Raw genomic sequence first — 17,938 nt, forward strand, 5'->3', positions numbered from 1 at the left:
GAGGTTTTTTCTTTATAAAATGCATGTATTTAATGGGTTATTTTAATGATCTAGAACAATATTTGGATGAGATGGTATACTTATAATGAACTTAATTTCCTGATTCACCCAATAACGAGAGGAGAGCTCAATGAAAAAAAGAACCAAAACCATTCTTGGTGTGGTCGTTGTAATCGTGATTGCAGCTATTGTGATACCCATGTACATTTCGAGACAACATACCACCTTTCGAGCTGAAGTCACGGATCATATGAGTATGCTGGATACACTGGACATTCTGATTATCAAAAAAATACCGACCACCGATCCATACGATGAAGAAGAAGTGACTATTAAAGATCCCCAAGAGATTAGAAAGATATTAAAGCTTGCGAAGGATATCGAATTAAGAAGAGTAAAGCAAATAGATATCTCCGAGCGATCGGAGGGGAACCCATATTACTATGACTGGCAGCTTTTGACGAAGAAAGAAGATCGATTTACAGAAGGCTTTGGAATTACGTTTTATAACGAACATGCCGTCTCTATCTACAGCGGATACAAAACGAGAGATCAACTTGAAAATTATGAAATTACCAATGATTTTAATTTAAATGAAATGGAACGCCTCTTTACCAATTTGAAGGAGGGGGAAAAAATGACGGAATATCAATTACGTCCGATTGAAGAGCAGGATATCCCTTTTCTGTGGGAGATGTTGTATGCATCCATGTTCAAGCGGGAGGGCGAAGAGCCTTTTGAACCTGAGATCATTCATAGCCCCGGCATGTCCAAGTACGTTGAAGGCTGGGGGAGAGAGGGAGATTTCGGATTTATCGCCGTGGATTCTCAGGGCAAGCGTATGGGTTCGGTGACGTTGCGATTTTTTAATGAGCAGAATGCGGGATATGGTTATGTAAATGCGGCTACACCCGAGATGGGAATGGCTGTGGTTGAGACAGCGCGTGGCAAAGGAATAGGCACCCGTCTCATTCAGGCGGCGTTAGATGAGGCTCGAAAGCGGGACATTGACGCCGTTTCGCTCAGTGTTGATCCCGATAACGAAGCAATTCGGCTTTATCGGCGTTTCGGATTCGTCGAACAGGGCATGTGTGGCACATCTGTAACGATGGTGTGCGTGATGAAACCATGATCTTATCGCAAACAGATGAACATATTCATTTCATATGGAGAGTTTGAAAATACAAAAAGGCGTTCCCTCATATTCAGGGAATCGCCTTAAGATATATATGCCTGCATGTTCATCGCACCATATTTCCATTGTGCTCACATAACAGCCCTATTTAATTAGTTCAATAAAAAAGCCAAAGCTTCATCATATGTTTCCCATTGGAATTCGGTCTGATGCTGCGATTCTTTGGAAATCCGGTTCAGCTGCATTTTGGCAATCGCCCCGCCTACCGCTACACTCGCACGCTTCATGCCCCACTGTGCCAGCAGCTTCTGGTGCTCCACCATTTTCTCTTTTGTATCCTGAGGAAATGCCTTCATATTGCGCATGTCTACCAGCACATCAAATGAATTACCCAATTGCTCTGCTATTTTTTTTATTTCGGTATTGGTTTGTTCCACCTGTTCAGGAGAGACCACCCCTTCCCAAACTATTTCAATAATAGGTTTAGGTGAATCCAATCGTTTTACAGACATTTGGCAACTCCCTTACGATAAAATATTATGTACGATATAAGTCTATTGACCTATTAATTATACCCTCAATTTGCAGAGATGAAAACAAAGTTCACTATTTTATAATACTTATGAACTATGTCCTCCTAGCAGATACAATTTCAGGGAAACGTATGTTGATGAGCTAAATCGGAAATCAAACATAAAAAAGCCGCCCAGTCACGAGGAATCTGGACGGCTCTTAACGATGCCTAAAAACCAATCTTCAAGCTGCTACCCTCTGTGGCTATTCCTTCCGAGCGGTTGATGGGCAGCTTTTGTTCTGCTGAGAAGCCGAGCGTCTCGCCGTCATGCAGGGTTACATCGTTTTCAACAACATAAGTCGCAGTCATATACATCATTTCAAATACTTTACTTAACGGCTTTGCGGATTGAGTGATTTCCATCTCCTCTTTCCCGAAGTTGCGTAACCCATAAGTGTAGGCCGATGCGCCTTCAGGACTTTGAAATAGTCCGATGAAAATCCAGAGGGAGACGGGCAGCTCACCATCCTTGATTAAACGACTGATGTCCACGTACTGGCCTGCTTCCACCACAAGTAGCGCCATATATATAGCCAACGCATGGTCCAGCTGGAGCAAGGCACTCGCTGTTTGGGTGAACAGAATATGTGCCTGAATGGCGTCAGTTGCATTCAGTACAGAAACAATAATCTGAGATTGATGTCTTGAAGTGACTTGCACCGCGTCCTGCCACAGCACATTTAATTTGGCATTTTCCTCTACTTCGTGGTCAGGAATAGGAGCATTAATGTGTGCACACACCACTTGCATTCCATCCACTTCGAAAAAAAGATTGCCTTCCTCCGGACGTTCGTCAATCTCAATATTCCACTCGTTTTTCATCGTGCTAATGAAGTGATCAAAATTACAATCTTCGTGCTCCAGCAAAACAAATCCAACGATAGTTTCGCTATATGGAGCAGTATGTACGGCTCCACCTGCGGTGGAGTTTTCCTTTTTGCGGCGTCGAAGCTTGTCAAACAGTCCCATAAAACGTTCTCCTTTCCAGACCAATCACAGTGATTAGGCATAATCCGATGCCTTTATAACCATACCTTACCACATTGGAGCTTTTAATGAATCCCGGCATGGTAATGGCCATCAGGTGATCAGAGGAAAAGAACGAGAATTAATGCAATAATCGCAGGCAGCCCTTGTTTGATAATGATGGACCGAGTAGCGGTTACACCTCCGTAGAGGGCGGCGATAATGACACATGCCAGGAAGAAGATCTGAATGTGCTGTCCGACGGATGCATCTGGATAAACGAGACCCCAGATCAAACCTGCGGCCAAAAATCCATTGTACAGACCTTGATTGGCTGCCAGGGACTTGGTGGATTCCGCTAGTTCAGGGGTAAGACCGAACGTTTTCATCGTGCGTGGACGGGTCCACAGGAACATCTCCATCACCATGATGTAGAAGTGCTCAATGGCTACAATAGCCACGAAAATGATACTAATCAAAAGAAACACCTTGCTTTCTTATATGTCATTTATTTACTTGTCCCACTCAGTATAAATGTTTGCCATCCGAACTGAAAGTATAAATTTAATTTTACACAAATTAATTGTGTAAATTGTTAATGAGTTCATGATTCTCGTTTATAATGACCCCGCGGATTAAGTACAAAGATAATCATACGCTGATTATCGAAAATCCATTCATTGGGTAATAATGAACAATAAAGAAGTGAACTTACTCATGGAAAAGGGGGATTAGCGTGGATGTGGGAACCGTTCAAGTTGTCCTACTGGCCGATGATCCATCAACGTTTGTTACACGAGTCGTACCTTTTATCGATATTGAGCTCGCTGGAATTCCGGGTGACCGGCATTACGGTCTGTTACGCCCGGCGGACTCCCGTCAGAAAATATACAAACGGGGAACGCCGATCGCAAATCGTAGGCAAATCAGCATTGTCTCAGAAGAGGAATGTGCTCTCATTGCCGAGAAGATGAATGTTCCTGAAGTACGCCCGGAGTGGCTCGGTGCCAACATGCTGGTCCGTGGCGTTGAAAAGTTGACGGAGCTTCCTGTCGGGACCCGACTTCTGTTTCCGGATGGAACCGGGCTGATCTGCGAAGGGGAGAATCTGCCCTGTGTACACCCTGGAAAGATCATTGAGCAAGTCTACGAACAGGATGGTTTGCGCAAAAAGTTCGTGCCAGCCGCCCGCAAAAAACGCGGAATCGTCTGTTCAGTCGAGCGTGAAGGCATCATCCGTACCGGAGATACTATCGAAGTTATTCGCCTGTCCTGAGGCTTCAGGACAGGTTTTTGCATTGCAGTCTAGCCCTTTGCTTCGACTGTAGATAATCTCAGTTTATCCTCTGGAATGGACGTATTCTTCAGGTGTGCTGCCGATTATGGACTTGAAGTCTTTGATAAAATGCGACTGATCGTGATATCCAAGGTCCTGGGACAACTTAACCAGATCGCAATTCACACCCCGCTCCATCAGCTCAGCAGCATTTTGTAGGCGGTAGAGCTTGATCACCATTTTGGGGCTGATGCCCACATACTGATTGAACAGGCGCTGGAGCTTTCTGGTGTGCATATTCCAGGAAGCAGATAAGTCATCGACTCTCAACATATCCCGATGCTGCTCAATATACAGCACAATCTGGCTAACCAGAATGGCTTGATCATCAGGAGGAGGAAGATGTTTACAAAGTAGCTGATCCATATAACTGACTTTGTCCGCATCACTTCCGTCCCCGAGCAGACGTTCTTCGAGCAGTGGAGCATCGATACCAAGCACACCAGAGACATCCAAGGGGTTTCCATACAATGTGGATACGGGAGTACGAATGAATGGATAGAAGCCTCTAGGCTTAAACTTCACCCCAAACACGCTTCCTTTTCCACGGACAAGATAGGAGAATTTCTGTCCAGATGGACCGAAGAAAAAGGTGTTTCCCCGCTCTACCACCAGATTGACACAGGGATTCGGAACCACATGCTGCGGATATGGATCATGCCCGGTAAGATCCCAGGAGACGATCCAGAAATGCTTGACCAAAGAACTCAATGCTTCGGAAGGGGCATAACGTGTCAGGCAATATCTTTTGTCGCCCTCATTCAGATTCAGAAGACCCATACTGGGTCTGACAGCATGATCCGCATGTTTCATCTCGTCGATTCCTCCAGGTATCTCGTCAATTCTGCTTCGTTACGAACCATGCACAATTTATGTTGGTGAGGCTGCAAAAACGCCATGATTAGCGCCTTTTCCTTATGGTCATGTTGATAGCTCCATTTATACATCTTCCAGAGCATAGTGAAAGTCTGTCGGTAATTTCCTTGTTCCAGCCCGAGCTTCTGTACTGTGAAACGTTTGAGAATGCGCACATTCCTTTTCCACACGGGGGTATTCAAATAGACGATAAGATCAGCCTGCTCGAAACTTCTTTCCACCCATTCATAGTGTACTCCTTCAATAATCCACTGATTGGAATAAACGGCTTTTTGCAGGAGTGTGTCCCGCTTCTCAGGGCTATTGCGAATATCCTGTCCTTTAGGTACACGGTGCCACACAATGTTGTCGAGCTCATAATAAGGAAGGTCTAACCTCGCGGATAAGAGGCGGGCCAATGTAGATTTGCCGCTGCCGACTGAGCCGATAATATGTATTTTGTTTGGCCTGAATTTGATCTTGGATTGTTCACCGATCATTCTGTAATCAGTCCCCCTTGATATTACCTTTGCTCTCTGAACAACAACGCCCGAACAGCGAAACGTGGCAAAATAAGTTGTCTGCGCCATCTGGAAGGCTGGCTGAGCAGTCGATAAAGCCATTCCAAGTTAAGCTTCTGCCATATGGCAGGTGCTCGTTTGGTTTTGCCGGCCAGAATATCCAGGCTTCCCCCGACTCCGATGGCTACACGAGCATTGAGTTGATGGCGATATTTGTTGATCCAGTGTTCAGCATTGGGTGCTCCTAGGGCCACAATAAGAAAATCAGGTTGTGCCTCTTGAATTTCTTCTACAATGCTTTGCTCCTCGTCCGTTGTGAAAAATCCATGATGTCTGCCACGCACAACGACTCCCGGATAGTTTTGCGCAATAACATCCACAGCCCTCTTACTGACACTTTCTTCTGCCCCGAACATATAAAAGGACCAATTCTTCCGGCTTCCTTCCTCCAACAAACGAAAAAGCAGATCACAACCTGTAACCCGTTCGGTCAATTGTCCACCCCGAAAGCGGGATACCATAACAATGCCCGCGCCGTCAGCGGTCACAATACCTGCCTGATCTACGACTGAACGAAGCGCCTGATCCTTCTGGCAAGACATGACGATTTCCGGATTGCCTGTGATGACATGGAACAGTTCGGATTGTCTCTGATCGATTACATCACCAAGAATCGTAACCGTCTGATCCATAGTTATATTGGGAAATGGGATTCCCATAATATTTGTTGTTTGGTTCATATTTTAGTTCCTTTCTGGATGCTAACTATCCGTCCCCAGCTTGTATACATTTCCTGTTATTTCATTCCATTTTAGTATATCTGATCTCCTGGCAAAGCACTATATTTGTTGAAGTTTAGCACCGGATGAAAAGTCCGAATTATCAAGCTTCATGGCATCTAAAATCTTTTATTTTCGCTGTTGTCGTGTTTTTACAATACTTCGTTTGGGGTATAACGATAGGATAGTGTTGCAAGCAAGTGTCAGTTGTACCTTCAATACAACACATAAAGGGAGTGAGTTCATGGAATTGAAATATGAGTTCTATATTAATGCCGGAGAGGAAGCTGTGTGGAATGCCCTGATCTCGCCGGACGGTACACGGAGCAGCTTTTTTGGCAGCGAACTTCGTTCCAATTTCCAACCGGGCCAGCCGTTCGCCTATGTAGGGCCTGGGAATGATGGTGCAGAGACGGTTCATGTGTACGGTGATATTCTCGAATTCGAACCTTTATCCCTATTAAGTTACCTTGAGCATCCCGGACCTTCCTACCACGCCAATCACGCCGAGCTTCAATCCAGAGTAGTGTTCCAGCTGGAGAAGGTAGGGGAATGTACGAAGTTAACATTGATTAATGACCAATTTACGGACAACCATCCATCTTTTGAAAACGCACAGAGTAGCTGGTGGATGATCTTGAGCAGTATCAAGACATGGGCAGAGACGGGCGAAACGCTGAATTTTGGCTGGTAAAGGTCCGATAGCGAGAGATATATGAATGTAACATCATAACAATATGAAAAAAGCGCTGATAAGGCGTTTTTTTTCATGTTGTTTTCGCAAATGAATGAAAACCATCTACATTTAATGTCTAATTCTGTCGAAATATATAGAAATGACATTAGAGGAGAAATCGAGATGTTTCGTAAACGAATCCAAATCATCAAGCAAGCCCCTGCGGGTTCGCTTCAACAATTATTAGAATACAGTCGTAAACTGGTTAAAGACGCAGAGCAAGGAATATATAACAATCAGCTGGAATCAACCGAGGATTTGCAGGAAGCTGGTGAAATTGCACATAATATCAATAAAGCAGTACATATTCTGAAGAAGCAAAATGAAGCAGCGGAAATGCGCCTCAAAATGCTGAATCAGGCGTTGAATATTGGACTCTGGGAGTCCGAGATTGTTGCAGGAGATCCTCTGGATGGCAATAATATCATTGCTTTTTCCAATGAATTTCGTCAAATGTTAGGCTTCAGCAATACGAAGGATTATCCCGATGCTTTCGCAAGTTGGGCCAAATCCATCCATCCCGACGACAGACCCCAGTTGGTTCAGGAGATTACGAAAAACATTAATAAGTCTTCTGAGATGGCTGCATACAACGTAACGAGCCGAATGATAACGAAGAGTGGAGAGGTACGCTGGTTCCGGTGTCTTGGACAAGTTGTCAGAAATGACGAAGGCGTTCCGGTTAAACTTCTGGGAATCATGTTTGATATTCATGATGAGAAGAGCAAATCCGACGAGTTGGAAGCACTCGTTACCCGTTATGACCTGGTAAATCGTGCATTAGTGGAAGCACCGTGGGATATGACCGTTGTGGCCGGAGATGTGGTTAACCCGAATAATGAATTTTGGTGGTCACCACAGTTTCGCCGAGAGCTTGGGTTTACCGATGAGCAGGATTTCCCGAATGTGTTCAGCAGTTGGAGCAGCCGGCTTCACCCGGACGATCATGACCGGACGATCAATGAATTTGCCAAGCACATGAATGACTACAGTGGACTGACACCTTATGATCTTGATTACCGTCTGCAACGTAAGAATGGGGAATATCGCTGGTATCATGCAGGTGGCGAGACGGTTCGGGACGGTAACGGTGTACCACTCCGTGTAGCGGGAACCATTCGTGATGTGACACATGAGAAAAATAAGGAACAGATCGTTGAAGCGATGAATCAGAAAACAAAACTTTTATCCGAATCTATCGGTGAGATGGTGCGTGGAATTAATTCGATCACCGATCAGGCTCAGGAACTGGTTACTGCGCAAGAGTTATCCGCGGACGCGGCCATTCAGGTGAAGAGCAGTGCAGATGATACCCAAAACATTACAGCGTTTATTCGGGAAATTGCCAGCCAAACCAATTTACTGGGTCTGAATGCAGCAATCGAAGCAGCCAGAGCGGGAGAACTTGGTCTTGGTTTTGGAGTTGTGGCCGGGGAAGTGCGGAAGTTAGCTGACCATAGCTCGCAGGCAACCGTCAATATTGAAGATAGCATGCAGGCAATGAAGACGTTCATTGACCAGATTCTGGAGCACATTGGCAACATGTCCACACTGACGCAGAATCAGGCGGCCCTAACACAGCAGGTAAACGCCTCGATGGATGAGATTAATATGATGTCGCAGGATTTGGTGAACTACTCACGGAATTTGTAAGGTTGAAAAAGGTGTAACCCTTTCGATTTGTTGGATGATAAAATGAATTGCATAAGAAAAAACCACCGAGATGCATTTCTGCTCTCGGTGGTTTTTTGTATTCTCAACGAAACGATATATGCAATGCTATGTGTTGAATTATACTTGTTGAACTTTGATCAAGTTGGTGTTACCGGATTGACCAATCGGTACGCCAGCGGACAATACGATGATGTCCCCTTTTTCGATATAACCAGTTTTGATTGCATTGCGTGTAGCAGACTCGAACATTTCATCGGTTGTTGTTACTTTGTCGCCCATAACCGGGATGACACCGGAGAGCAAGCAGATTTTAGCCAGTACTTCTTCATGCTGTGTAACTGCGATGATCGGTGCTTTCGGACGATATTTGGAGATCATACGCGCCGTAAATCCACTCTCTGTAGAAGTGATGATCGCTTTGGCATTCAGGACGAGGGAAGAGCTAACTGCTCCCTGACTGATAACTTCGGTAATATCAGCTACCTGTTGAGCGGATTTTTGGTTGAATTGTTCTTTGTAATCAATCATCGTTTCAGCACGGCGAGCAACAGCAGCCATCGTGCGCACGGATTGTACCGGATATTTACCTGCTGCCGATTCACCAGACAACATTACAACGTCTGCCCCTTGAAGAACAGCGTTAGCAACGTCACTAACTTCGGAACGAGTTGGACGCGGATTCACTTGCATGGATTCCAGCATGTGTGTTGCTACGATAACCGGTTTACCTGCACGGTTACATTTATCGATCATTTCTTTTTGCATCATAGGTACGTCTTCGATTGGTACTTCAACCCCGAGATCTCCACGCGCTACCATGATACCGTCAGATGCTTCAATGATATCGTCCAGGTTGGTCATACCTTCCTGGTTTTCGATTTTGGAGATAATTTGTACATGATCTACACCGCGTTCTTTTAGGATACTGCGAATTTCACGAATGTCGTCGCCTTTACGAACAAAGGAAGCAGCGATGATTTCGATACCGTTTTCGATCCCGAATCCGATGTGCATAACGTCACGTTCCGTTACACCTGGCAAAGTCGTTTTGATTCCTGGCAAGTTAACCCCTTTACGTGGTTTCAGAATGCCGCCGCTGATGATTTTACAGTGAATATCGGATCCTTCCACGGACAGTACAGTCAGATCCACCAAACCATCATCGATGAGGATGCGATCGCCAGGTTTTACAACGAGGTTCAATTCCGGGTAGTTTACCGAAATACGCTCAGCGTCACCAAGAATTTCTTCGGTAGTCAGGATAAGCTCTTTACCGGCTTGCAGGTGGCAGGATGCTTCTTTCAGCTTGCCAATACGAACTTCCGGTCCCTTGATATCCATCATAATCGGTATATACGTATTCAATTCGGAAGCGGCTTTGCGGATATTGTTAATCCGTGCCACGTGATCTTCCAGCTCACCATGAGCCATGTTCAGACGGGCAACAGTCATCCCTTCCTGAATCATTACTTTTAACAATTCGATTGAGTCACAAGCAGGTCCCATAGTACAAATAATTTTTGTTTTCAACATGCTATTTTCCTCCTCATATGTTTGCTTATATGTGTATTGTAGCGTTTTCTGTCGAATCAGGGTATGAACTATAGTACAATGATTAGAATATAGTCCAATAATGAGGTGTGTTATGGTCACTCCATTAGAAGTACGACACATTAATGGTGTCGGTTGGTACGAAGAAGCGGTGCAGTCACAGGCGACTTGGAGATTGAGCTTGGTTACTTATGGAAAATGTGTATATTGGGTGAACGGAGAGAAGCAGATCATGGAGAAAGGTGAACTGCTGCTAATTCCCGCTGGCATTCCGTATTACGGCAAAAGTATTCCTACCGTAACCCACACGCAAATTGTAGTTCAATTACAGGGGGATCATGCACAAGGTTTGCCCGCGCTGGAACGGAGTGAGGCCTTGCGACATAAGCCTGGATGTTATGAACTGATTCATGAACGCATGAAAGCCATCCAACAACAATGGCAGGAACGTCCGTCTTATTATGTCATGATGAGCCAAGCCTTATTGATGGAAGTACTTATTTATATAAATAGGGAACTGGATCGCGGAGTTATTCCACCGGAGAGACATGTTCATGCGGAGCGGATGAAGCGATACATTGAGCGGCATTACCGGGAGAAAGTTACGAAAGAAGAGCTCGGGGACGAGATCCGTAAAACCCCAAATTACGCAGCCGCGTTATTTAAAAGCATGACGAATCAGACGATCAGCCAATATGTTCATGATCAACGAATGAAAAGGGCGGTGTATTTGCTTACCGAGTCACAACTCTCTATTCAGGAAATTGCAGAATTTCTCGGTTACCGTGATCTGTCTTATTTTTACCGGATATTCAAGCGTTTAATGGGAAGTCCTCCATCTGATTTGCTCCATGAACGTCCACCTATTGTATGAAAGACAGGGTTCATGGTCTCGTCTTGAAAAGTTCTTACATTTAAACATCAAGCTGCATTCATGCAAAAAAAAGAGGGCCTCGGCCCTCTTTTTGGTCTCACGACAGTCGAATTACTCCTGCCTTTGCCATATAAATCATATACTAAGCGTTGCTGCTTGTATTTGTAGCCGTGATTGGCTGTTTTGTTTTTTTGCTTGCCAGACCTGCGCGAACCGCAAATACATGCACAGCCCAGTACGCTGCTTCCGCGAACAGAATGCCGCCTGCTACATCCAGCAGCGAATGCTGCTTCACAAACACCGTCGAAGCAATGATCAGCCACAGCCATATCGACCAGGAGATTCGTGCCAGTGGTTTGAAGTTCAAATGGCGATTGATGATAATGAAGAGCAGATAACTTGTGAGACAGTGAATGCTTGGAAAACAGTTGAATGGAGCATCATTGGTATAAATAAATTGTACGAGCGCACTGCTTAGACCTGTTCCGATAGCTTCTGGTCGCGGCACGTAAGTAGGGAAGACCGCAAAAACAATATTGGCTGCGATTACCCCTACGTTATAGGTAATTATCATACGCCAGAATAGCGATTTGTTCGTTAGACCCAAATAGAGAAATCCAAGATACAGAATCGGCATCCAACTGACATAAGGATAAATAAATTCTTTGATAAAAGGAATCTGTGTATCAATCCAGGCATAATTGTAGAAGACATCACTTCCGGTGTTACTGCCCAACAAAACATAAATGGAACCTTGAAGCGGTATACATAAGATTGCCAGCAAATGTCCCCAGCGCAAAAATAATGCTTTCATAGTATCCCCCTGATTTTGTTCTTCATTTCGCAGCTTTCATCTTAACTCTTCATATATATGACGTTGCAGAAATGTCGTACCCCTGCACTGAATCATTCTATTATTACTATAATAGACATTTTAGCACTTGAGCCATACCTGATTGTAAGGTAAAAGCTGTAAGAGAAATTCTCTTTTTTGTTACTTTTATAGTTTTATCCAGAAAAGGATATCCGAATATCCAATAAATATGATACAACTAAATTGTCATATGAGTTCATGTGACAACCATTAAAAATGAAATGAGGCTAGTACAATCTATGAAAACCACGCAATCCAAGCAAAATCAATCCTTTTCCGCGCGCAGGCCCGTGCTGACGGTAGTCATTATTGAACTGCTCCTTTTGCTGGCAGTTTTTGCGGCAGGGGCGGTTGCTACCGTGAAGCAACTGGACTACACATCACCCGTATTGATGTCGTTTACTCCAATTGCCCTCGTGCTCATTATTTATCTCACCCTGCGACGCAAATGGAGAGAGACTGGATTTCGCTCCATAAGAACCATCCCGGCAAGTCATGCAAAGTATTATATTCCGCTACTCCTTGTACTGGGTACTCTTGCGCTGAAAGGATTTACTGAATTAACCTTGTCCAAGGTCGCTTTTTTTATCTTTTTCACCTTGCTTGTCGCTTTTGTGGAGGAAACCATTTATCGTGGACTAATCTTCAAAACTTTGCTTCGTAAGAGTGCGGTTGCGGCAGTTGCGACTTCAAGTGTTTTATTTTCTATCACTCATATCATGAATGCATTATCCGGTCAGAGTATGGCAGACACCCTTCTGCAACTGATCTATGCACTGCTGTTGGGAGCAGCGCTCGCGCTGTTAATGTTGAAAAACGGAAATATCGTGCCGCTGATTCTGTTTCATTTCATACATAATTTGATTCAATTTCTTGGGAACGATCGGCAAGATACCGGAACACTTCCCTACGATATCTTCATATTGGTTGTGTTGGTTGCTTATTGCGTATGGTTGACGTTTAGCGTTCGAACAAAGTCATCTTCTTCAGAGAGTAGTACACCGGGGAGTTCAATGGTTCATTAAATGGGCGTGTGATCAGTTGATGCATAACTCTGTTTACCGCCAGCCATAGGATCGTGGTATACTTCAGTCTGGCGGTATGACAGGCTTGTTCATAATCGGAGGCCCGTTCATCCGTACAATGCATAGATAAATAGGTGATATTGTGGAAAAGACAGCACAGGCAGTGGCGGAATGGATGGTACAGGAGATTAAATTCACCGGTACACTTCATCAGGAAGCTGCAATTGAATATGTGAAGTCCAATTTTGGGGAAGAATTTGTATTTGTGAATGAGAATGGAAATACTTCGTTATCAAAAGAAGTGAAGAAAGCGTTCCGCAAGCTACATCGTGGGCAGATTGCATGGGATCGTGATGCTTTTATGTGGGCATGGACCTAGTGTGTTATCATGTAATGGATTGAGCTTTCATGGATGTGTTGGATATGCATGTCAAAATATTTTATAGAAAATGTATAAGTTGGTTCGGATCTGCATATCCTTTCATAAGACCGCAATGAGCGGCAGGGCAAGCGACAAACCCTGTTCCAGTGCGTGCGAATACATGTATTTCCAAAGCTGTTTGAAAAGAAAATACAAAGATTTGCTTTTTGGTGGAAACGGAGTTATAATAAAAACAAGTTGTAGAGAGTGGAAAACCTAATTCACATATTGTAAAGGGCGATCACTTATAGGTTATGACTGGTACCTTTTTCAATGTGTGAATTTTTATTTGCTTGCTGCAAAGAACAAAGGAACATGTTAATCTTTATTTGGAGGTGTAATTCACATGCAAAACGGAACAGTAAAATGGTTCAACGCTGATAAAGGCTTCGGTTTCATCGAAGTTGAAGGCGGAGAAGATGTATTCGTACACTTCAGCGCTATTACAGGCGAAGGCTTCAAAACGCTGGACGAAGGTCAACGCGTGCAATTTAAAATTGTACAAGGAAACCGTGGTCCTCAAGCAGAAGAAGTTGTAAAACTGTAATTAAAGCATAGCTGCCTTTAACATGTTATAATGGTAAAGGCAGCTTCTTTTTTTTGAGCAGTTATAATGAAAGTCGGCCCAATAGTTGTCGAGACAGAAGTCCGGACGGGACAAAACTTCCGCTAAGTAGTGGCTTCTGTGAAATAACGTCGGATTAGATGTTTTTCCATAACAAAGGGGGTAGAAGTCATGTATAATCGCAAAAAACCGTTGGAAGAGATTCCACAAGCTGATGCGGCAATCTGGGAATGTACGAGTGATACGTGCAAAGGATGGATGCGGGACAATTTTGCGTTTGATAACGTACCTACTTGTCCGATATGTGCTTCTGAGATGGTCAGCACGACTAGGATGCTACCATTGCTTGAGAATTCGAATAGTAATCTTAAAACGATGCCTAAAGGAAATCGGATTTAACATAGCTTACCCGCCTCTAACGAGGTGTTTTTTTTTAAGTTGAACCTGACATCTTGTACAAAGGTAAGGGTATTAAATATGAAGTTCCCGGCATTCGTTTTGACGAATGCCTTTTTTTATATCTTTTTTTCCAATATGTCGGATATTGAAATGGAAATATATCCAATTTACAATGTATTTATTTAAATCCAGGGTTTGTAGAATAGATAGTAATCACATTTACACGCAATAAATAAAACGTTTTCGATAAAATTGTTAACGCTTACAGTTTGCCGATGACGTAATCGTATGTTCTCAGAGGAGGAAAAGCATTTTGAAGAAATGGTTAAGTCTTTCACTGGTTGCTGCTTTAAGTGCGACTCTTGTTGGTAACGCTTTCGCGGAAAGTGTGGAACCGAGCTCGACTCAATCTCCATCATTGGCTACAAAAGAGCAGACTTATGATTGGGGAAGGGTCAAAGTAGTGGGTGGCGGCTTCGTTCCGGGCATTATCTATAATAAGGCAGAGAAAGACCTCGTATACGCCCGCACGGATATTGGTGGTGCATATCGTTATGATGCTGAGAGTAAATCGTGGATTCAACTGCTTGATTTTGTTGGTTTTGATGAATGGAACATGTCGGGTGTGGAGAGCTTGGCTACAGATTCCGTTGATCCGGATCGCGTCTATATAGCAGCAGGTACATATACGAATGACTGGACAGATATGAACGGTGTGTTATTGCGTTCAACGGACAGAGGCGATATTTGGCAGCGGACAGAGCTTCCATTCAAACTTGGCGGTAACATGCCTGGGCGTTCAATGGGTGAGCGTTTATCTATCGATCCGAACAACAACCGGGTGTTGTATCTGGGTGCTCGCAGCGGAAATGGACTATGGAAAAGCACGGATTACGGAGTGACCTGGAGCAAGGTAGACAGTTTTACAGCAGTCGGGAATGTAAAGGATGACTATAACGATATTGCAGGCGTAGCCTGGATTACTTTTGATCCAACTACAGGTTCGCGTGGCCATACGACTCAGACGATATACGTTGGAGTGGCAGATTCTGAGAAGAGCATCTATCGCAGTGCGGATGGTGGGCAGACTTGGGCACCTATAGAGGGCCAACCTACGCTAGGGTTTGTTCCCCATCACGGTGTGCTCGCATCCGATGGCTCCTTATATGTCACTTACAATGAGTTTGTTGGACCATACAGCGGTGGTAAAGGTGCCGTGTGGAAACTGGATACGAAAACAGGGAAATGGACCGATATCAGTCCAACTGGTAATACAGATAACCCGTATGGTGGGCTTGCAGTGGACAGCAAAGATCCGAATACACTAATGGTCGCAACGATGAACAAATGGTGGCCAGATGACTTCATTTACCGCAGCACCGACGGCGGGAAGACATGGAAATCATTCTGGACACTGGATTATGCCAAAGACCCAAGTCGGGAAAATCATTTTACTATCGATTATTCTCTATCTCCTTGGCTGGATTGGGGCGAGAAAAAGGAGTTGCCTGAAACTTCACCTAAATTGGGATGGATGATTGGCGACTTGGAGATTGATCCGTTTGATTCGAATAAAATCCTATATGGTACAGGCGCAACGTTGTACGGTTCGGATAACGTAACAGCCCTAGACCGAGATGAAACGGTGAAAATTTCCGTCAAAGCGGATGGTATTGAAGAGACGGCCATACTTGGTCTTATCAGCCCGCCATCGGGGGCGCCTCTTCTGAGTGCGATGGGTGACATTGGCGGATTCCGTCATGCTGACCTGGATAAGGCGCCGGAAATGATTACAAATCCGTATCTCGGAACCAGTACGGATATTGATTATGCAGAGTTGAACCCGAATCTGGTTGTACGTGTAGGTAACGCGGAAGGAAAGGCTGCTCGAATGGGAATTTCCACGAATAACGGCGTAACTTGGAAGCCTGCTTCGAATGCCTGGATCTCTTCCGATGAAGATAAGACAGAGGGTGGACATGCGGCCTTTAGCGCTGACGGGAAATCGATTCTATGGAGTCCTGTCAGCAAAGCTGAAGGAGAAGCAAGACCGGTGAGTATTTCGACCGATCAGGGTGCGACCTGGAAAGCTTCGAAAGGTATTCCGGAAGGTGCACGTGTCTCGGCTGACCGTGTGAATGGATCTGTTTTCTACGGATTCTCGAATGGGGCCTTTTATGTGAGTCGTGATGGTGGCGTTACGTTTGAGAAAACGACCGCAACTGGACTGCCTGTTGCCTTAACGAGTAACTTCAAAGCTGTACCGGGTTCAGAGGGTGAGATCTGGCTGGCTGCGGCAAAAGATAACAAGAAACTCGATAGTATGTATGGTCTGTTCCATTCCGTAGACTATGGTCAAACCTTCACCAAGCTGGCTAATGTGGAAGAAGCAGCCACGATAGGTCTGGGTAAAGCGGCGGAAGGGCAAGAGCATATGGCATTGTATTCCTACGCCAAAGTAGAAGGAACGTATGGGATTTTCCGTTCGGACGATAACGGTTCTTCCTGGATTAGAATTAATGATGATCAGCATCAGTATGGTTCAGCCAATGTAACGATTACAGGTGATTCGAGAGTGTACGGACGTGTGTATGTGGGAACCAATGGTTATGGAATTGTAACAGGGAATCCAGCAGGCGCCGAGGGCGGAAATGTCGATCCTGAGCAAGAATCAGGTGCAGGGTCATCTACAACAGCTCTTCCATTCACTGATCTGGATGGACTGCCTCAAGATGTACAGGATAAGCTGGTTGCTTTGCGTAAAGACGGAATTATTGACGGCAAAGTGGGTGGTATTTTTGCTCCTTATGCAGGTGTATCACGTGCCGAGTTTGTGAAAATGCTGTCTGGTGTCCTTTCGACTGTATCCGAATTGCCGGAAGCAAAGGAATCGAAATATGCAGATGTAAAAGCGGGAAGTTGGTATGTGGGTTATGTAGCAGCGTTGGAAAAGATGGGTGTTCTTGTTCCTACAGCTCAAGACAAATTCAGACCATCTGCTCTGATTACCGAGAAAGAAACGAATGAACTGCTGGCAAGCACATTGAAAGTGCTGAAAGCGGATCTGGACACGAAGGACCAGGGGCTGGTTTCTTATCTGGCAGAAGATTATAGCGCGGATGAAGTGTTGGGTGTAAGCCGGGGTAAAGCATCCGTAGTGTTATATAACCTGCAACAGTGGCTGCAGGAGAAACTTTAAGTGTGATAAATGAAAAACGAAGAACCTTCTCGCATGAAGCGAGAAGGTTCTTTGTTTGTTTGGAGAGTTTAGATGAACAGGAATGGCAGCAGAAACAGTGTTGCTACCAGAGCCAGATCGATTCCTGCTCCAGCTCCATAGCCGTAACCACCGTAACCCCCACCATATCCTCCATAACCATATGGACCGTAGGCCGAAGATTTAACTTTCTTTGTTGCAACAGCGTTTTTCTTACTGCTTTTTACAAGTTGCTGTTTGGATTTGACTGAACACAGTCGTGGTCCTTCGAAGCATCCGTTCAAATAAACTTTGCCATCACGACATTGACTAAGCGTACCATACATATGCTTACCGTCGTTCATAACGAGACAAACGGAACGTCCAACGTGCGGAGAAACCGTTTCTTCACATACCGGATTAATTCTGTACATGCAAATCCCCCTCATTAGGTGCG

At 44.6% G+C, this 17,938-nt stretch carries 19 protein-coding genes; 10 read left to right on the forward strand and 9 right to left on the reverse strand.

Going from position 1 to position 17,938, the window contains the following annotated elements; genetic code table 11:
* Window positions 1-130: 130 nt before the first annotated feature.
* The gene (locus PTQ21_RS06715; protein ID WP_274569231.1) at window positions 131-1,132 is read left to right on the forward strand and encodes a GNAT family N-acetyltransferase; all 1,002 of its coding nucleotides are present in this window, start codon (window positions 131-133) and stop codon (window positions 1,130-1,132) included.
* Window positions 1,133-1,287: 155 nt separating this feature from the next.
* On the opposite strand, the gene PTQ21_RS06720 is transcribed toward PTQ21_RS06715, so the two are convergent.
* The 3 genes from PTQ21_RS06720 to PTQ21_RS06730 all read right to left on the reverse strand — a co-directional run bounded on the left by PTQ21_RS06720 (window position 1,288) and on the right by PTQ21_RS06730 (window position 3,103).
* The gene (locus PTQ21_RS06720) at window positions 1,288-1,647 is read right to left on the reverse strand and encodes a hypothetical protein (protein ID WP_269055446.1); all 360 of its coding nucleotides are present in this window, start codon (window positions 1,645-1,647) and stop codon (window positions 1,288-1,290) included.
* A 230-nt stretch (window positions 1,648-1,877) separates the two neighbouring features.
* Entirely contained in the window at window positions 1,878-2,678 is an 801-nt protein-coding gene (locus PTQ21_RS06725) for a DUF4261 domain-containing protein (RefSeq protein ID WP_274569232.1), read from the reverse strand.
* A gap of 119 nt (window positions 2,679-2,797) precedes the next feature.
* Window positions 2,798-3,103: a DUF1304 domain-containing protein gene (locus PTQ21_RS06730; protein WP_274570457.1), complete on the reverse strand. Its 306-nt coding sequence runs from the start codon at window positions 3,101-3,103 to the stop codon at window positions 2,798-2,800.
* Window positions 3,104-3,417: 314 nt separating this feature from the next.
* Here PTQ21_RS06730 and PTQ21_RS06735 point away from each other — a divergent pair, with 314 nt between their 5' ends.
* Window positions 3,418-3,951, forward strand: coding sequence for an MOSC domain-containing protein (locus PTQ21_RS06735; RefSeq protein WP_269055453.1), 534 nt, complete (start codon window positions 3,418-3,420; stop codon window positions 3,949-3,951).
* Between the two features lie 63 nt (window positions 3,952-4,014).
* Here the strand turns inward: PTQ21_RS06735 and PTQ21_RS06740 are convergent, their stop codons facing one another.
* The 3 genes from PTQ21_RS06740 to PTQ21_RS06750 are packed head-to-tail and all read right to left on the reverse strand — an operon-like array spanning window position 4,015 to window position 6,127.
* Window positions 4,015-4,824 carry a helix-turn-helix domain-containing protein gene (locus tag PTQ21_RS06740; RefSeq protein WP_274569233.1) on the reverse strand — a complete coding sequence of 270 codons (810 nt, stop codon included), beginning with the start codon at window positions 4,822-4,824 and terminating at the stop codon, window positions 4,015-4,017.
* Entirely contained in the window at window positions 4,821-5,366 is a 546-nt protein-coding gene (locus PTQ21_RS06745; RefSeq protein WP_063568145.1) for an AAA family ATPase, read from the reverse strand. The genes PTQ21_RS06740 and PTQ21_RS06745 overlap by 4 nt, the downstream gene beginning before the upstream one ends.
* Window positions 5,367-5,389: 23 nt before the next feature.
* Window positions 5,390-6,127, reverse strand: a complete 738-nt coding sequence (locus PTQ21_RS06750) for a WecB/TagA/CpsF family glycosyltransferase (protein ID WP_063568144.1) — start codon at window positions 6,125-6,127, stop codon at window positions 5,390-5,392.
* A 283-nt stretch (window positions 6,128-6,410) separates the two neighbouring features.
* Here PTQ21_RS06750 and PTQ21_RS06755 point away from each other — a divergent pair, with 283 nt between their 5' ends.
* Window positions 6,411-6,860 carry an SRPBCC family protein gene (locus PTQ21_RS06755; RefSeq protein ID WP_274569234.1) on the forward strand — a complete coding sequence of 150 codons (450 nt, stop codon included), beginning with the start codon at window positions 6,411-6,413 and terminating at the stop codon, window positions 6,858-6,860.
* 165 nt (window positions 6,861-7,025) lie between these two features.
* Window positions 7,026-8,555, forward strand: coding sequence for a methyl-accepting chemotaxis protein (locus PTQ21_RS06760; protein WP_090955842.1), 1,530 nt, complete (start codon window positions 7,026-7,028; stop codon window positions 8,553-8,555).
* A 138-nt stretch (window positions 8,556-8,693) separates the two neighbouring features.
* On the opposite strand, the gene pyk is transcribed toward PTQ21_RS06760, so the two are convergent.
* On the reverse strand, window positions 8,694-10,109 hold the full coding sequence (pyk, locus tag PTQ21_RS06765; RefSeq protein ID WP_064642858.1) for a pyruvate kinase: 1,416 nt from the start codon (window positions 10,107-10,109) through the stop codon (window positions 8,694-8,696).
* 112 nt (window positions 10,110-10,221) lie between these two features.
* Here pyk and PTQ21_RS06770 point away from each other — a divergent pair, with 112 nt between their 5' ends.
* The gene (locus PTQ21_RS06770; RefSeq protein ID WP_063568140.1) at window positions 10,222-11,001 is read left to right on the forward strand and encodes an AraC family transcriptional regulator; all 780 of its coding nucleotides are present in this window, start codon (window positions 10,222-10,224) and stop codon (window positions 10,999-11,001) included.
* 142 nt (window positions 11,002-11,143) lie between these two features.
* Here PTQ21_RS06770 and PTQ21_RS06775 read toward each other — a convergent pair whose 3' ends face one another.
* The gene (locus PTQ21_RS06775) at window positions 11,144-11,815 is read right to left on the reverse strand and encodes a phosphatase PAP2 family protein (RefSeq protein ID WP_063568139.1); all 672 of its coding nucleotides are present in this window, start codon (window positions 11,813-11,815) and stop codon (window positions 11,144-11,146) included.
* A gap of 299 nt (window positions 11,816-12,114) precedes the next feature.
* On the opposite strand from PTQ21_RS06775, the gene PTQ21_RS06780 reads away from it, so the two are divergent.
* The 5 genes from PTQ21_RS06780 (at window position 12,115) to PTQ21_RS06800 (ending at window position 17,484) form a co-directional block, all read left to right on the forward strand.
* Entirely contained in the window at window positions 12,115-12,900 is a 786-nt protein-coding gene (locus tag PTQ21_RS06780) for a CPBP family intramembrane glutamic endopeptidase (protein ID WP_274569235.1), read from the forward strand.
* A 142-nt stretch (window positions 12,901-13,042) separates the two neighbouring features.
* Complete coding sequence (locus tag PTQ21_RS06785; RefSeq protein ID WP_063568137.1) at window positions 13,043-13,279, forward strand: DUF6953 family protein; 237 nt, start codon at window positions 13,043-13,045, stop codon at window positions 13,277-13,279.
* A 388-nt stretch (window positions 13,280-13,667) separates the two neighbouring features.
* Entirely contained in the window at window positions 13,668-13,868 is a 201-nt protein-coding gene (locus PTQ21_RS06790; protein ID WP_024633772.1) for a cold-shock protein, read from the forward strand.
* 189 nt (window positions 13,869-14,057) lie between these two features.
* Window positions 14,058-14,285: a cold-shock protein gene (locus tag PTQ21_RS06795; RefSeq protein WP_017691121.1), complete on the forward strand. Its 228-nt coding sequence runs from the start codon at window positions 14,058-14,060 to the stop codon at window positions 14,283-14,285.
* A gap of 313 nt (window positions 14,286-14,598) precedes the next feature.
* On the forward strand, window positions 14,599-17,484 hold the full coding sequence (locus PTQ21_RS06800) for an S-layer homology domain-containing protein (protein WP_420800355.1): 2,886 nt from the start codon (window positions 14,599-14,601) through the stop codon (window positions 17,482-17,484).
* 68 nt (window positions 17,485-17,552) lie between these two features.
* Here PTQ21_RS06800 and PTQ21_RS06805 read toward each other — a convergent pair whose 3' ends face one another.
* Window positions 17,553-17,915 carry a hypothetical protein gene (locus PTQ21_RS06805; RefSeq protein WP_063568136.1) on the reverse strand — a complete coding sequence of 121 codons (363 nt, stop codon included), beginning with the start codon at window positions 17,913-17,915 and terminating at the stop codon, window positions 17,553-17,555.
* Window positions 17,916-17,938: the final 23 nt, after the last annotated feature.

It is taken from the genome of Paenibacillus marchantiae (genome assembly GCF_028771845.1).
Lineage (GTDB): Bacteria > Bacillota > Bacilli > Paenibacillales > Paenibacillaceae > Paenibacillus > Paenibacillus marchantiae.

Excerpts from the sequence above, each read along its gene's own strand:
- PTQ21_RS06795 (WP_017691121.1), top strand. The coding sequence starts at position 14,058 with ATGTATAATCGCAAAAAACCGTTGGAAGAGATTCCACAAGCTGATGCG.
- PTQ21_RS06775 (WP_063568139.1), bottom strand. The coding sequence starts at position 11,815 with ATGAAAGCATTATTTTTGCGCTGGGGACATTTGCTGGCAATCTTATGT.
- PTQ21_RS06715 (WP_274569231.1), top strand. The coding sequence starts at position 131 with ATGAAAAAAAGAACCAAAACCATTCTTGGTGTGGTCGTTGTAATCGTG.
- PTQ21_RS06790 (WP_024633772.1), top strand. The coding sequence starts at position 13,668 with ATGCAAAACGGAACAGTAAAATGGTTCAACGCTGATAAAGGCTTCGGT.
- PTQ21_RS06760 (WP_090955842.1), top strand. The coding sequence starts at position 7,026 with ATGTTTCGTAAACGAATCCAAATCATCAAGCAAGCCCCTGCGGGTTCG.
- PTQ21_RS06740 (WP_274569233.1), bottom strand. The coding sequence starts at position 4,824 with ATGAAACATGCGGATCATGCTGTCAGACCCAGTATGGGTCTTCTGAAT.
- PTQ21_RS06725 (WP_274569232.1), bottom strand. The coding sequence starts at position 2,678 with ATGGGACTGTTTGACAAGCTTCGACGCCGCAAAAAGGAAAACTCCACC.
- PTQ21_RS06755 (WP_274569234.1), top strand. The coding sequence starts at position 6,411 with ATGGAATTGAAATATGAGTTCTATATTAATGCCGGAGAGGAAGCTGTG.
- PTQ21_RS06750 (WP_063568144.1), bottom strand. The coding sequence starts at position 6,127 with ATGAACCAAACAACAAATATTATGGGAATCCCATTTCCCAATATAACT.
- PTQ21_RS06730 (WP_274570457.1), bottom strand. The coding sequence starts at position 3,103 with ATGGTGATGGAGATGTTCCTGTGGACCCGTCCACGCACGATGAAAACG.
- PTQ21_RS06805 (WP_063568136.1), bottom strand. The coding sequence starts at position 17,915 with ATGTACAGAATTAATCCGGTATGTGAAGAAACGGTTTCTCCGCACGTT.
- PTQ21_RS06780 (WP_274569235.1), top strand. The coding sequence starts at position 12,115 with ATGAAAACCACGCAATCCAAGCAAAATCAATCCTTTTCCGCGCGCAGG.
- PTQ21_RS06770 (WP_063568140.1), top strand. The coding sequence starts at position 10,222 with ATGGTCACTCCATTAGAAGTACGACACATTAATGGTGTCGGTTGGTAC.
- PTQ21_RS06720 (WP_269055446.1), bottom strand. The coding sequence starts at position 1,647 with ATGTCTGTAAAACGATTGGATTCACCTAAACCTATTATTGAAATAGTT.
- pyk (WP_064642858.1), bottom strand. The coding sequence starts at position 10,109 with ATGTTGAAAACAAAAATTATTTGTACTATGGGACCTGCTTGTGACTCA.
- PTQ21_RS06745 (WP_063568145.1), bottom strand. The coding sequence starts at position 5,366 with ATGATCGGTGAACAATCCAAGATCAAATTCAGGCCAAACAAAATACAT.